We start from the raw sequence: 15,145 nt of genomic DNA on the forward strand, positions 1-15,145 counted from the left end.
TGTATTTTTTTAATTTTTAAAGAGAAAAATTAACACCGAAATTGAAAGTTCTGGCTGTTGGATAAGCTGTATAATCTATCCCCGCCGAAGGCACACCACTCACACTCTTATTCACGTTAACCTCTGGATCAAAACCTGTGTAATTTGTTATTACGAATAAATTCTGGCCATTAACATAAATATTTAATGATTTGATTGATTTACCGATGTTGCCAAAATTGTAGTTTAGCGTTGCATTAGCCAGTTTCAAATAATCACCTTTTTCAATATATCTTGATGATGCAGCGATTGGATTAGCCAATGATTCCTGAACAGGTAAACTCACTAAAGCAGAAGAAATATTTCTTGTACCGAGATTGGAAATTGCCAGAACAGAATTGGCTGTATTATTATAAATACTTTGTCCGAATGCGCCGTTAAAATTTGCTGTAAACGATAGCTTTTTGTATCTGAAGTTAGTACTCAAGCCCATGATTACTTTCGGATTTGGATTTCCAACGTAATAATTTGTAAAACCATCATCTGTGTAAATAGAAAATCCATTTGCATCGAGCCCTTTATATTCTCTGGTCACCATCGCGAATAATGGCAAGTCGTTTTGTATAACCTCTGTAGTTACCCCGCTTAAACCCTGACCATTTAGCGAACCGGTTTTAATAATGCCCGAGATGTTCTGAACCTTGTTTTTGATAAAAGTTGCATTACCACCCAAAGACCACGAAATGTTGTCTGTTTCTACAATATTTCCGTTAATCGTTAACTCCAAACCTTTGTTAATGATCTGGCCGGGAAGGTTTACCCAGGTAGGCACATTCCCACCAACTGCAGGCACGAATGAAATCTGTGGAAACAGCAAATCGTTTGTTTTCTTATGAAAATAATCGATTGAACCTGTTAGCCTGTTTTTCAATAAACCAAAATCGATACCTACGTTGGTTTGCTCATCCGACTGCCACTTAAGGTTTGGATTTGCGTTGTTAATTGCAACCAGGGTTGGTGCACCATTGGAATTGCCAAAATCATAGCGTTGTTGGGCAGAGCCTGAAGGAAAGTCCTGATTACCTGTTTTACCATAGCCAACACGAAGTTTTAACTGGTCAATCCAGGTTGCGTTAGCCATAAAACTTTCTTTTTTGATGTCCCATGCGGCTGCAAATGATGGAAAGTAGCCATAGCGGTTAGCCTTACCAAATTTGGTAGAACCATCAGCTCTAAAGGTTGCCGTTAAAATATACCTGTTATCATAGTTAAAAATTGCCCTGGCAAAATAAGATTGCAATTCTGTTGTTGGGTTGTTAAATGCTGAAAAGGTACGATTTGCTGGCGCCGTTGTTTGGAAAGCATCCGTGTAGTCTGCGTCAATATTTCCGAAACCGGTAGCGGTATTTACCGTTCCCTTGTTCATGAAATTCGAATATTCATAACCTATAATAGCATTTAAATTTAATTTGTTCACAATCTCTTTATTGAAGTTTAAAGTATTTGTAAACTGTTGGGTTATTAATTCAGTGTTAGAATAACTGGCATAGCCACCTAAGAAATTTCCATCAGGCTGAATGCCTTGCAGGTTTAAAGTACTTCTCGTTGATGCCCTTCTGATACCTGTGCTATAATTAACACTTGCAAGCATACGGTATTCAAGCCATGGCGTAATCTTGTAGTATGGCGAAACACTTCCTAAAATGGTTGACACTTTAGTTTTATCGTTATTAGCAGCCAAAGCAGCCAATGGATTTATCGTTGTAGAGCCATAATCGATGAATAAGCTTCCATCAGGGTTGTAAAAAGATTGTGTTGGATTCCAGGATAATGCCTGGCTAATCAAACTTCCGGTGAAACCAGCATCTGTTGTGATTGGAGCAATTTTCTCAAGATATTGATTGCTGATCATGTTAATATCAAGACCTAATTTTTTACTCTCCAGAAATTTAAAGTTTCCGTTAAAGCCAGCACTATATTTTTTGAAATCGGTTGTTTTGATAATACCTTGTTGATCTTGATAGCCAAGCGATGCACGGAAGGTGTTTCCGTTAGCACCACCACTTACGCCAACAGAATAATTTTGATTGTACGCCGTTCTGGTAATCGCATCAAGCGCATCTACGCTCGAACCGAAATTACCATTCGTTAGTCCGTATTTTGAAAGAGCGGCACGATATTCATCACCTGAGAGCACATCTACCCGTCTTGCAATCTCACTTACGCCAGCTGAGGCACTGAAATCAATTTTCGTATCGCCAGATTTACCTCTTTTAGTAGTTATCAAAACTACGCCGTAAGCTGCACGCGACCCGTAGATTGCAGTTGCCGATGCATCCTTCAAAATTTCCATCGATTCGATATCTGCAGGATTAATGAAGTTTAATGGATTACCATCTGGTGCAGTTCCAATACCGGCACTGGTAGATGGCCTTGCTGAACGGCCATCCAACGCAACCCCGTCTACAACATAAAGCGGCTGCCCTGTTCCGGTAATGGCAGAGTTACCTCGAATCCTTACGGTAGATGCGCCGCCCGGCTGACCGCTATTGTTAATCATTTGTACGCCGGCAACCTTGCCCTGTATTAACTGGTCGGGTGCGTTTAACGGACCTTTATTAAAGTCTTTAGCGGAGACCGTGGTTGCTGCACCTGTTAAATCGCTTTTTCTAACTGAGGCGTAACCAACTACCACCACAGCATCCAGGTTATTTAAAGAACTCATTGTTACGTTAATCATCGTTTGGTTATTAACGTTAACCGTTTGAGTTTCAAATCCAACAAAGCTTATTGTTAATCTTGATGTTGGAGATGGAACCGTAATTTGATATTTGCCCTCTGCATCACTTTGTGTCTTCGTATTTGTGCCGGCAACTTGTATCGTTGCGCCAGCTAAAGGCAACTTATCATTGTCGAAAATTATACCTTTAACCACAGTTTGCGCAAAAGCCGCCGTGCTTAAAAAAACCATAAGGAAGCTCAAAGCCGTAAGCTTCTTCAATGCATACAATTTCTGTTTCGTACGCAAAACAGACAAGTTGCCTGGTAAAGTCATGTTCATATTAGATTTATTTAATTGGTTAGAAAAATTTTATTTTTTTTTGGAATGGCACTAACGTTTAAGGCGGTCGATGTTTCATATTTTGTTTACTTAAATAGATGAATAGGTTATTGATTTTTGTATAAAGGAAATGGTTTTTCAATTTTTAGTTTGGCTATTTCCAGGCCTTTAGTGATGCATTCATCAACGGGAATATTATTTATGAACGCAGATAAAAAGCCAGACCAAAAAGCATCTCCGGCACCGGTTACGCCAACAACGGATGTTACGGAAAGCGCAGGTTTGTGTTTCCATTGCTCATTTTTTGCTTTAAACCAAACGCCATCTTTTCCGCAGGTGAGGCAAATTACCTGGGCCGTTAATTTATCAAGCCATTCCAGCGCTCTTTCGATTGTCAAGCTTTCTCCGCTAAAGCGTTCCAAATCATCTACACTTATTTTAAGCAGAGGATTCATTTTCATCAGCTTTTTGAAAACATCTTTACCATCATCCTCCTGCCAGATGGCTGGGGCAAAATTCCAGTCTACCGAGATGTATTTACTTAAGGCACAAGCTTTTGAAAAGGCACAGAGAATGTTACTGCGTGCAGGTTCCTTGCTTAAGGCAAACGCAGTTGTATGTATTATTCCTGATGAATTTATAGCACTATCTTCTATTCTTTTGATAGCAAGATCGGCACTGCGGTAAGGGATAAAATCGGGCGTTAATTCGCTTTTGGCTACTAAAATTACGCTTGTTTGCCTATCGGCAGAACGGTTTATATAAGTATCTGATAAACCAGCTGTTTTTAGTTCATTGATAAGAAAAGCGCCTAAATTATCGTTGCCAACAGTGGCAATTAATTCTGTATCTATTCCAAGCCATTTTAGGTTGGCGCATAAGTTTGCAGAACTTCCACCCTGATTCGTTGAAAAATTTGATGAAAATGCAAGTGATTCTATATTTTGTTCCGAAATAAGATCGACAAGCAACTCGCCCACTACCAACACCTTTTTAGCTGAAATATCATTAGCCAATTTCATAATTCAAATTCGTTAAAAGTAAAAAGCTGCTTAAAATGATCGTTAACCAAGGCTTGTTCGGCAATTACAGCACCGGCTGCGCTCCATGTACAATTTGGCACACCGCAGGGCTGTTGCGAAAAACCTTGCAAACATTCGTTAAAGAAATCTGCGCTTGCATTTGAGTTGTGCACAGCAGATAAAATAGCTTTTGCAAAGTCATGTTCGCCGTTAAAACTTAAAGCCGCAGACAGAAATCCATTCCAAACCGGCCATAAGCCTCCGTTGTGAAAATAACCAGGCTTATTTCTGAACGAATAAGCATAGTTATTTCTAAGCTCATTCATATCTGCACTATCTTCTGCTATCGTTGGGTAAAATGAGGGTAACATCGATTGCTTACCATCATTAAAGTTTTTCAAAAATTCAATCACACTACGATTGTTTTCTTCATTACCGATGCCTAATAAAAGACAGAATACATTTGCCTGTAAATCAAAATACTTATAAACCCTGGCAGGGTTAAAACCCATTAACCAGAACGCTGCTGATGAGCCCTTAAGCTGATGGCTGAGATTTGGTGCATAAGCGTCCGCCTTTCCATCAACATTCCAGAAATTTGTTTCTATCGCTTTGGTAATTTGCCTTGCTTTCTCATTCCGGTATTGATTTGGTGACAGCTTTGCGCATAATTTCAGCGCCCAAAGGCGAAGCAACTGGTCGAATAAAATATAGCCGTGCTGGATGTACTCATCTGCCCAATCGCCGCTTTGGGGAACATAGATTAGGTGTTTTCCATTAAATTCCCATGCTTCCAATACTTCGAAGCATTTCTCTACCTCCCTTTGGTATTTATTCCAAAGCGTTTGGTCTTCAGTTACCAGCGAGTAAGCGCACAAACCGATAACCGCCCACGATGGATTATCTGCCCTGCCCGATGTTCCACCATAACTTACTGAACCATCTGCTGAAACATTGGATGGCATAAAGCCATTTTTGTGCTGGTTGCTAAAAAGCGTCTCAATAGTAGTTTTTGCAGTTTGAATAAGATTGCTTTCGCCGCTAAGTAAGGCAGCTATGCATGTAACCATGCCATCTCTGGTCCACACACGTTTATAGTTATCAAATTCTTGCACGGCAGCAACAAACCCTTTAGGAGTTGATGCCTGTTGCAACAGGTCTAATGCTTTTCTATATGCTTTTGAGTCGACCATTTATACTGCGGCTAAGTTGTCTGTTCTTTTAATCAGCAAAACCATAACTCCGGCAATCATTATTAATGTGCCGGCAAAAACTATTGCATTTTCGGGATTATGACCTAGAAAATATTTGTAAACGTATTTAAATGTGATTGTTTCCAGCAACATGGGCAATACGATAAACATGTTGAGAATACCCATAAAAATCCCGGTTTTGTCTTTCGGAATACTTCCGGCCAGCATGGCATACGGTGTACCCATCATGCTCGCCCAGGCCACGCCTAAGCCAACAACTGGAATAAATAACAAAGCCGGATTATGGAGCATGGGTAAACAAATGAGCGACGTCCCTCCAACCACTAAACTCATCAGGTGTACTTTTTGCGCCGTTATTTTTCTTGCAAAAAAAGCCAGCGGAAATGCAACAAGAAAGGTAACTACGTTATAACCCCCGTTAACGGTTCCGGTAAGCAACTGTGCGGATGCAAAACCATCGGAAGCAGCATCGGTAGTTTTGTAAATGGTTTTAGCCAGGCAAAGCGTAATAAACTGCCAGTAAACAAACATGGCGTACCAATTAAATAAGTAAACAATGCCCAATCGCTTCATGGTAGATGGCATTACTTTGAAAGCACCGATAATGTCTTTAAAAATTACGCCAACACCGCCTTTTTCGGCCTTGATTTTTGCGATTTCGGTGGCAGACAATGGAACCTCTTTTGTTTTAAGGCAGCTGAACATGATTGAACCAATGGAAACAATGCCACCAATAAAAAAGGCTGCGTATGTGGTGTAAGGAATGTTGTTTCCACTTCGTGAATGGATACTTATCAATCCGGCAGCGATTAAGATACCGGGAGTTAAGTTGGCTAGTGTAATCCCTAACCCTGTAAAAAAGCTCTGCGTTAAAAAGCCGAGGGCATGTTGTTCGGAAGGTAATTTATCACTCACAAAAGCCCTGTATGGCTCCATAGTAATGTTGTTTCCGGCGTCTAAGATCCACAAAATCCCAGCGGCCATCCAAATAGAACTGCTATATGGCATTGCGAACAGGCAGATGCTGCATATTATCGCTCCTATTAAAAAATAAGGCCTTCTTCTACCAAACCTGCTGGTTGTTTTATCGCTCATTGCGCCGATAATCGGCTGTATGATTAGACCAGTCATTGGTCCTGCCAAATTTAACAGCGGAATCTGATCGGCATTTGCACCCAGATACGAATAGATGGGTGTCATATTGGTTTGTTGCAATCCAAAACTATATTGTATACCAAAAAAACCAAGGTTCATAGTGATAATCGAAGCAAAATTCAATTTCACTGCTGAGGAAAAATTATGAGTCTTTTCTGCTTGAGCAATTATCATACTGAGAGTTGATAGGTTTTATAAACAACTGATTGCCAACCAGTGCCATTCAAAATAAAGGCGTAAAAGCTTAAATTTCTCATAAATTCTGATTCAATAGGGACTATAGCCAAAGAATGACTGTAGATTTTTCTAGGTTTTATATTTGGTTAAACTGATTAAAACTACTCACAAATCTCTAAGTGATGAGTTTCAGTCAATTGGGTTATATGAAGATAAGGTTATAATCAAACGAAAACCATCAAATAACATAAATTTTAACCGCAAACGTTTGCGAAAACATTTGCGGAAATGTTTGTTGTGGAAAACTTATATTTGAGTAACCAAATAATAAGCCATGAACCAAAACCCAACTTTGAAGAAGATTGCTGAAAGGTTAAATGTGAGTATATCAACTGTTTCGAGGGCGTTAAAAGATCATCCCGACATTTCGTTGGAAACGAAAAAGAAAATCAATGAGCTTGCAGACTTGTTAGAATACGACCCAAACCCTTATGCGGTAAATCTGCGTACGCATAGCAGTAAGGAGTTTGCCGTTGTGGTGCCGAGCCTATCTAATTTCTTCTACCATTCTTTTATAAGTGCAATTGAAGAAGAGGCGAGAATATTTGGTTATTCAGTAATTATTTACCGCTCATCTAACGATGCCAAAATTGAACAGGAAATTTTAAAAAGTTGCCGTCACAAACGGGTGTCCGGAATTTTCATTGCAATTACCTCAGAAACCACAGATATTGCACCTTTCTTGAAGTTAGATGTACATGGAATACCCGTTATATTTTTCGATAAAGTTCCGCAATATGAATCCTGCAACAAAATTTGTGTTGGCGATGAACATGCTGCTGGCATTGCTGCTGAAGAAATAATGAACAAGGGCATAAAGAATGTGATGGCCATTTTTGGAGATAAAAACATGTCGATTACCAAGGCCCGACTTGAAAAGTTCAGTTCTGTAATTGGGCAAGGGGAAGACGTGAACCTGCAAATACTTTATGCAACAAGTACAGATGAAGCCGAACAGGTTACACTCGCTGCCCTACCGGGATATGTGGGGAGGAAATTTGCAGTATTTTGCATGAGCGACGAAATTTTAGTTGGTTCTATGAAGGCTATTCAGCGAAAGGGTTTGCAAGCGCCGAAAGATTTAGGGGTTATTGCAATTAGTGATGGCATGATTCCGCTGCTCTTTTACCCGGAAATCACCTTTGCAGAGACAAGTGGCTATAATTTGGGTAAATTATCTTTTAACAGAATGATGCGTTGCATTGCAGGAAGTTCTTTTGCGCAAACAATTGTTGATGAATCCAGACTGGTTGTAGGCGGTTCTATGTAGAAGTAATGGCTGAACGACATCGACACGTACTGTAGCGTTACTCTTTATCGAACATAAACAGCACATTTAAAAGGACTTGAAATGTGTTCGCAAGTTTTTTAAAAAAAACATTGGCATGGATGAAATTAATTTCTATATTTGCACCTCCTTAAACAAAAGGAATGATTCCGTAGCTCAGCTGGTAGAGCATTACACTTTTAATGTAGTGGTCCTGGGTTCGAATCCCAGCGGGATCACAAAATCAATGTCAAAAACGCTAAAAACCTGCAAATCAAACATTTGCAGGTTTTTGTTTTTTACGGAAATTCCATTTTATGCATCGTTTAAGCGTGTTTTGGAATAGTCTGGTGAGTGATCTGGTGAGTTGAGCTGAATTTTAAATTTCCTCACCAGAACGGCTTAACGAATTGAATTACAAGCCGTTCACCTCGCGCACATCTTGTAAAGGTCTTACTGCAATGCTAATTTTGTTTCACTCTTAATGTTATCATTATGAAAACCAACTTTAGTGTTCTTTTCTATCTGAAAAGACAAAAAAATTATGAAGGTGATGTAGCACCGATTTACATCCGACTGACGCTCAACGGTAAACGTGCAGAGATTTCTACTGCGCGGTCCTGTCATCCCAGCTTGTGGAATTCATTTTCCGGCAGAGCCAGCGGTAAAAAGGAAGAATCAATGACGCTGAACTTTCAGTTAGACCAGCTGCAACGAAAGGTTTACGATGCCTACAAGTCGCTGTTAAATGCAAATGAAGAAATTTCAATTGCATCAATCAAGGCAAAATTCCAGGGTAAGGAGATCAATATGCTGTCCATCCTTGATGTTATCGATGAACACAATGATGAAATGAGAGCACTGGTTGGAAAGGATTATGCGCCGGGTACGCTCAAACGCTTTCTGGTACTCAGAAAGCATGTGCAGGAATTCATTCAAAAAAAATATAAGCTTGAAGATTTGGACCTGAAAAAGGTAGATCAGAAATTTATAAGTGATTTTGATTTTTATATCCGCTCGGTAAAAAAGTGCTCGAATAATTATACTGTTAAAGTATTAAAAAGCGTAGGTAAGATCATCAACATTAGTCACCACAATAAACTAATTGAAAATAATCCTTTCATCGGATATAAAGGCAAAACAAAGAAAACGGATAGATTTTTCATGGACGAGGACGAACTTCAGAAAATTACTGAAAAGGAATTCTCCTCTGAAAGACTTGGCACAGTTCGCGATGTATTTTTATTCTGTTGCTATACTGGTCTGGCGTATACAGACGTCAGAAATTTAAGAAAAAACCACATCAATAAAGGTATAGATGGTGAGCAGTGGATAGTCAAGGTAAGGCAAAAAACTAATACCCGTTCCGCAATACCGATTCTCCCGCAAGCGCAAGACCTGTTAGACAAATATGCTGATCATCCCATATGCGATGGGAATATGCTACTGCCGGTTCCCAGTAACCAGAAAATGAATGAGTATCTGCATGAAATAGCGACTATATGCGGAGTTGATAAAAAACTAACCACTCATATTGCCCGCCATACCTTTGCAACAACGGTAACGCTCTTAAACGGGGTCCCAATAGAAAGCGTGTCCCAGATGCTTGGCCATACTAACATCAGAACCACTCAGCAATATGCTAAAGTTGTGGACATCAAGGTCGGTGCTGATATGGCCAGACTAAGAGAAAAATTATCACAAAAATTAAATAAGAAAAAATCAGATGGATAATCACATAATTACTGATGAATTGGTGCTTAACCGGATTTATCTCATTAGAGGTTATAAGGTAATGATTGATTCAGATCTCGCTAACCTTTATGGCGTAGAAAATAAACAGCTCAAAAGACAGGTAAGAAGAAACATTGAACGTTTTCCTGATGATTTTATGTTCGAAATCACAGCTGAAGAGTATTATAATGCAAGGTGCCAAACTGGCACCTTGGAATCTGGGACTAATTTAAAATACCTTCCCATGGCCTTCACAGAGCTGGGTGTCTCAATGCTCTCCAGCGTATTGTCAAGTCCAAGAGCCGTCCAAATGAATATCCAGATTATCCGAATTTTCACCCGGATCAGAAGCATATTAAGCGACAATATTGAAATTAAAATGGAAATCGAAAAGATCAAAAAGAAGTTGGATAATCAGGATAAGAATATGGAGATAGTATTCAAATATCTTGATGAGTTACTGGATAAACCAGAAACTCCGAAACCTGCGAGAAAGCGAATAGGCTTCAGACCAGATGACCTGTAAAATTCAACCAATTTTTGAAGGTCGAGAGTTTCTGCCAAAAAATGCAAAAGAGCTTATCACAAATTGTGATAAGCTCTTTTAGTTAAAATAATTATATCTCTCGATTGAAGATTTAAGACTTTTTTAAAATTTCGTTCTTTTCACGCTCGCTCGCTAACAATCTTTCATACAACTCAACAATTTTTTCTATTGGATTAAAATTATTTTGAATTGAATTATCATGAAAGTTATTTATATTATTAAAAATAGTTTCTTCAGTGAAATGCTTAATTCCTTCGGCGGTCACACCAAGAGCCTTTGCAACCTTATCTAAGGTCGAATCTTCAATATCTTCACTCTGCTCAAGCTTACTGATAGCCTGTTGACTGATGCCTAATTCATTAGCAAGCGCTTCTTGTTTCATCCCGCGTAATTCACGTATACGAGAGATTTTACGCCCTAAATGCATTCGAGTGTTTTTTTCAGATGTTTCCATACCCAAATATATCGATTTTTTTCGAGCGTTAAAAACAACTAAGTTTTTGTATTTAACAACCCGCTCGTGGTTCGGTACGATCGAACAGATATGGAGATTTGGAATAAATTCAAAATCATATAGTTATGAAAACAAAACATGTATTACAAACGGTTAGGACAGATTGCATCATTGAGCTCTGTAGATTGCTTATAGAGAAATTCAAGCCAATTTATATTTATTGCTTTTGCAAGCTGACTCAAACAGCAACAAAATCGGGATGTTTTGGCTCCACTTATTCTTCAACTGAGCACCACTACTTTTTGTTAATGGTCATGGAGAGTAAAACAAGAAACGAGCATGAGGCCCAGGATTTTTGCAATACCAGATTTTTCTCCGGTAAGATAACTATGCTCTCGCACGGTATCGAAACCATTCAATACTGCATTGAAAAGAATAATCGCTTTTTCATTTCGATATTAAATGCGGCTCAACACCTTTACAGCTCAACTGGAATCTTAAATGAAACTCCAAGTATCGCTTTTGATTCCTCACAGAATTCCGAGAAAGCAAGCAAACATTATGCGCACAGGATTAAACTCGCTGCCGGATTTTTGGAAGGTGCAGCGGATTGCTACAGTAATGAGCATTATGCGGTATGTCTGTTTATGACCCACCAGGTTATAGAACAATGCACGATAGCACTAATTCGTGTACACCTCGCCTACCGATCTGACATTCATCATTTAGGGCGGCAGCTTGATTTGTGTAGCAGCTTTTCACCATTACCTTACGATATGCTTAAGGCAACGGAGGAAGATCGCAGATTATTTGAAATCTTGTTAAAGAGCTACTCGCAGGCCAGATATAATGACAGATTTAGCGTCAAGCAGGACGATGCTGATAAATTATTATCCAAAGCCTATGCTTTTGAAGAGCTAACCAGAAGATTATGTGAAAACAAAATATCAGAATTTGAAAGGGCAGAAAATTTGGCAATGGAAAATAAAATATGTTTTGAATAATTCGATTTAAGAATGTAGAAGACACATACAGGATCAACTTGTCATCTATATTCAACTTTTACCCGTTTATCCCCACTATGTATTCAGCCTGGCAAAAGTTTTTATAATTGAGCTTATCTAACTAATTATCAACTAATTCAATTCAAAATAATTCTTGTGAAAAATAATTTAAACAGACAAAAGAAAAATAGGATTATACTTCTTGATGATGAGGAGATGGTAATGCCGATCAAACCGATAACAGCATTCTTTGATGCGGCATGGTTACCTGATCAACTTAAGATGTTGAAAAAATGGCGCAATGACGTTTCATTTGAGGCTAATCATCCGCTTAAAAGCAGCCCATCCGACAGACTTTATGATTATGAACTTACTATGAAAGTCATTGAAGCGGCCTGGTTAGTTCGAAAAAAAACAATTGGAAAACTTGATATTGATAGTGGTGAGATTGATATCATTGTAGAATGGTGCATAAAAAAAGAAAAGAAAAGAATGAGGGACTATCCAACTCACCTCGCTGCAGATGAAATAATAAATCCTGTGAAAGTATTAAGGAGAGTTTTTAAAACCTTTAAACTCCGCCATTACCATGCTATTTTGAAAAACTGGCTTTATGATTCATTAAGTCAAAAATATATGGAGGATAGTCTATCGAAAGAAGAGATCATTGCTGTCTATGAAAACTTGGTTCGGTTGTTTGAAGCAATATGGTTAATAAAGGAAAGGAATAAAGCAAGTGCCTGAACCCGTCAATTATCTATGAGCAGTCAATCCGGCAAAGGGTATGCGGACGACGTAGTTACCACCAATCATCATCGGATATCTATTTACCTTTTAAAGCCTTTAAAAAGTAAATAATGCCTTTTATTAAAAAATAAGATAATAAAATGCAGGCAAAAAATAAAAAGAAGAGAATAATTTCGGGTGTACCTAGAAAGGCTAAACTTAAAGTTGAGAACATACATGAAATTTTAATACTTTCAAATATACACAATTCCCTTTTTGTGCAAATAGCACATTAAGAGCGAAGATTAGCGAAGACGCGATGGGTTCTTTTGGTGGTGGGCCATTCGCAGGCCGAAGATGTGTGAGCAAAACAACTATTTTGACTTTTTTAAACCCTTTCGTTTTAAGGCCTTATTTTCGGCCCTTGCTCTATTATAATCCGCTTTAGTTTTTTGTTCTTTTTCAGCCGCTAAAATTAACCGTTCCCGTTCCAAAATTCTTTCTTCAGTTTGTCTCATTAGTCCTTCCCGATTTAACGAGTATAAAGAATCGATTGTAAAAGCCAGATTAGGCTGATTTCCCTTCAATATCAAAAATTTTTCGGCATCAGTTGCAATTTGCCTGTTTTGAAAAAACAAATATAGAGAACAACTTAGTGAAAGTACGAACATGATAGCTATAATAGCCGCACCAGTAAAATATGGTCTGGCTTTAAAATCAAAATTGTGATGATGCCTCACAGGAATAATTGCTGGCGCTCTCTCTGACTTTTCAACCAATATTTGAATCTGTTGTCTGATAATGGAAAAACTTTCGGCATTCTTTTGCTGAGCAATTAGTTCCAGAATCTTATCCGATTTCTCTTCATAATTGACAGGAGGGTTTTTAATAAGTGTATCTAACTTATCTTCAATTAATTTTTGCTTGCTGATGAAAACTTCAATCAGTTGTTCTATTTGTTCTAATTTTTCTTCTGTGTTCTCCATGACATATATCTTTTATCTGCCTCTGCCCTGATTTTGTTCCTCATCATCACCAGCTCCTCTTTTTTTCTTTCTCCTCGGGTCAGGCTCAGCTTCACCATGATGAAACGAAAATATTGGAGGTGCGAACAGTGTATTTAGTGCCTCAGTTAGCCCAAATGAATCCTTCAAAACTTCCCTCGTAGAAATATATGTTGATTGCTTTTCAACTGAGTCTGACGTTTTTTCTCCGACAAATTTCCTAGAAAAGTGCTCTGAGAGTTTGCCAAAGCTTAATGTTCGGTCAATTTGCGAGCCTTTATAAATATATTCTCCGGCCTTAAACGATATTCCTTGCACTACGTCGCTATTAGCTTTATATTTAAAAATCACATCAATACCTGAATTATGTAATCTGGAAATAAAACCCTGCCAGTCTTTACTCAGTTTTTGGGCTGCTTCTATCTTATCAAAAAGTTGGTATCTAACCTTGTCACCTCCCTTTAGTGCTTTTCTGTTGACCTCTGTTCTATCTTTCGCCATAAACAATCCGTGCTTTAATGTTATTGCCTTGCATGCTGCAACATTTTTTTTTAACTGGAACTTATCGGATATAGTGTTCCCGCTATCATCCACCCTGTTGTATATAATATGCAGATGAGGATGGTGATTATCATGATGACGAACAATAAGGAACTGAGTATTTATGATGCCCATGAGCGCCAGATATTCCTTCGCCATTGCTAACATATTTTCACTATTCAGTCTTTCGGAATCAACTTCACTCCAGCTAAGAGAAATATGACCAACTGCCTTCGAAAGTGCCGGATTCATTTGTCGCTGCAAATTAAAATCTTTAACAGCAAAGGATGGATCAGCTAATCTGATTCCGTCCCCGTAAAGCAATTCGGCATCTTTTTTATTGACCACATAACGAACGCAGCCTCCAAAACTTTTTCCAATAACCACCTTGCCTATCATTCCTTGAAAAGCTTAGCTATTATTTCATTGATATCGTCTACTAGCACTCGGCACTTTTTCTGAAACAGCAATAAGCCCTGCTCATGAGAAAGCTTCGTTAATTGGTTGAGATTATTCGCCATACCAGCCAGTATCCTGAATATTTTAAGCTCTTCGGCATTAAACCTTGGTGAAACCTTGGCTGATTTTGCTGCATGGCGAAACCAATCACTGATCTTCATACCTGCCTGTTTTGATTTCTGTTCAATCATAAAATATTCCGTTTTACTCAGCCTGACTCTTATCCCAGAATCTTTTTTTATTTTCTTTATCGGTCTCCCGCCTTTCGCTGTTGCCGACTTTTCTGATTTAGCTTGCTCTTTCATGCACTTTGGTTTTCCTACTTTTTGCGACCATCGGGAGTAAAAAGACAAGTTCTTTTTCGCTTGGAGCGACAAAGGTTTTTGTGTAACAAAAACACAAACTTGCTCCCTCAGAGTTATAAAAAAACTTCTCCCAAATACTGATCTATTTATTGCGATTTCCCCAAGTGACAAGGCTACCTTTTCTAGGGTGAAAAGACGGCTGATAAATAATATAGCCAAGTTGATCAAGTTCCTTAATACATTTATGATAAGTCGCAATTGATGAAATTTTAGAAAATGACATTAATATTTTCCGGGTTATCGAAAAGGGATTTTTTTGTCCCTCTTGAGTCCAACAAATAATTAGGCCGGCAAATAAAGCAAGGTGGGGCATCTTAATTTTCTCATCTTTACTCATACGTTTAATTAAGAAATCGTGATGTGCACTGATCTCAGGT

General features: G+C 38.5%; 14 protein-coding genes and 1 tRNA gene. 6 read left to right on the forward strand and 9 right to left on the reverse strand.

Annotated features, from left to right (window positions below; all coding sequences use genetic code 11):
* Positions 1 to 16: 16 nt before the first annotated feature.
* The 4 genes from AC0IWT_RS04890 to AC0IWT_RS04905 all read right to left on the reverse strand — a co-directional run bounded on the left by AC0IWT_RS04890 (position 17) and on the right by AC0IWT_RS04905 (position 6,605).
* The gene (locus tag AC0IWT_RS04890; protein ID WP_471796231.1) at positions 17 to 3,040 is read right to left on the reverse strand and encodes a SusC/RagA family TonB-linked outer membrane protein; all 3,024 of its coding nucleotides are present in this window, start codon (positions 3,038 to 3,040) and stop codon (positions 17 to 19) included.
* A gap of 107 nt (positions 3,041 to 3,147) precedes the next feature.
* Entirely contained in the window at positions 3,148 to 4,062 is a 915-nt protein-coding gene (locus AC0IWT_RS04895; RefSeq protein ID WP_471796232.1) for a carbohydrate kinase family protein, read from the reverse strand.
* A complete protein-coding gene (locus tag AC0IWT_RS04900) occupies positions 4,059 to 5,255 on the reverse strand; it encodes an amylo-alpha-1,6-glucosidase (protein WP_471796233.1) in 1,197 nt (398 codons plus the stop codon). Before AC0IWT_RS04900 ends, AC0IWT_RS04895 begins: the two co-directional genes overlap by 4 nt.
* Positions 5,256 to 6,605, reverse strand: a complete 1,350-nt coding sequence (locus AC0IWT_RS04905) for an MFS transporter (protein WP_471796234.1) — start codon at positions 6,603 to 6,605, stop codon at positions 5,256 to 5,258.
* A 337-nt stretch (positions 6,606 to 6,942) separates the two neighbouring features.
* On the opposite strand from AC0IWT_RS04905, the gene AC0IWT_RS04910 reads away from it, so the two are divergent.
* From AC0IWT_RS04910 to AC0IWT_RS04925, 4 genes are all read left to right on the forward strand, one after another.
* A complete protein-coding gene (locus AC0IWT_RS04910; protein ID WP_471796235.1) occupies positions 6,943 to 7,938 on the forward strand; it encodes a LacI family DNA-binding transcriptional regulator in 996 nt (331 codons plus the stop codon).
* A 163-nt stretch (positions 7,939 to 8,101) separates the two neighbouring features.
* Positions 8,102 to 8,174 (forward strand) — tRNA-Lys (locus AC0IWT_RS04915).
* Positions 8,175 to 8,430: 256 nt separating this feature from the next.
* On the forward strand, positions 8,431 to 9,669 hold the full coding sequence (locus AC0IWT_RS04920; protein WP_471796236.1) for a site-specific integrase: 1,239 nt from the start codon (positions 8,431 to 8,433) through the stop codon (positions 9,667 to 9,669).
* Positions 9,662 to 10,195: an ORF6N domain-containing protein gene (locus AC0IWT_RS04925; protein WP_471796237.1), complete on the forward strand. Its 534-nt coding sequence runs from the start codon at positions 9,662 to 9,664 to the stop codon at positions 10,193 to 10,195. Before AC0IWT_RS04920 ends, AC0IWT_RS04925 begins: the two co-directional genes overlap by 8 nt.
* Before the next feature lie 112 nt (positions 10,196 to 10,307).
* Here the strand turns inward: AC0IWT_RS04925 and AC0IWT_RS04930 are convergent, their stop codons facing one another.
* Complete coding sequence (locus AC0IWT_RS04930; protein ID WP_471796238.1) at positions 10,308 to 10,670, reverse strand: helix-turn-helix domain-containing protein; 363 nt, start codon at positions 10,668 to 10,670, stop codon at positions 10,308 to 10,310.
* A gap of 125 nt (positions 10,671 to 10,795) precedes the next feature.
* Between AC0IWT_RS04930 and AC0IWT_RS04935 the strand changes: the two genes are divergently transcribed.
* On the forward strand, positions 10,796 to 11,674 hold the full coding sequence (locus AC0IWT_RS04935; protein ID WP_471796239.1) for a HEPN domain-containing protein: 879 nt from the start codon (positions 10,796 to 10,798) through the stop codon (positions 11,672 to 11,674).
* Between the two features lie 156 nt (positions 11,675 to 11,830).
* A complete protein-coding gene (locus AC0IWT_RS04940) occupies positions 11,831 to 12,418 on the forward strand; it encodes a hypothetical protein (RefSeq protein ID WP_471796240.1) in 588 nt (195 codons plus the stop codon).
* Positions 12,419 to 12,774: 356 nt separating this feature from the next.
* Here AC0IWT_RS04940 and AC0IWT_RS04945 read toward each other — a convergent pair whose 3' ends face one another.
* The 4 genes from AC0IWT_RS04945 to AC0IWT_RS04960 all read right to left on the reverse strand — a co-directional run bounded on the left by AC0IWT_RS04945 (position 12,775) and on the right by AC0IWT_RS04960 (position 15,105).
* Positions 12,775 to 13,386 (reverse strand): hypothetical protein, encoded by a 612-nt coding sequence (locus tag AC0IWT_RS04945; protein WP_471796241.1) that lies wholly within the window; start codon positions 13,384 to 13,386, stop codon positions 12,775 to 12,777.
* A gap of 12 nt (positions 13,387 to 13,398) precedes the next feature.
* Positions 13,399 to 14,343 (reverse strand): relaxase/mobilization nuclease domain-containing protein, encoded by a 945-nt coding sequence (locus tag AC0IWT_RS04950; RefSeq protein ID WP_471796242.1) that lies wholly within the window; start codon positions 14,341 to 14,343, stop codon positions 13,399 to 13,401.
* The gene (locus AC0IWT_RS04955) at positions 14,340 to 14,708 is read right to left on the reverse strand and encodes a plasmid mobilization protein (RefSeq protein WP_471796243.1); all 369 of its coding nucleotides are present in this window, start codon (positions 14,706 to 14,708) and stop codon (positions 14,340 to 14,342) included. Before AC0IWT_RS04955 ends, AC0IWT_RS04950 begins: the two co-directional genes overlap by 4 nt.
* A gap of 142 nt (positions 14,709 to 14,850) precedes the next feature.
* Positions 14,851 to 15,105 (reverse strand): hypothetical protein, encoded by a 255-nt coding sequence (locus AC0IWT_RS04960; RefSeq protein WP_471796244.1) that lies wholly within the window; start codon positions 15,103 to 15,105, stop codon positions 14,851 to 14,853.
* Positions 15,106 to 15,145: the final 40 nt, after the last annotated feature.

It is taken from the genome of Pedobacter sp. AC464 (assembly GCF_979253075.1).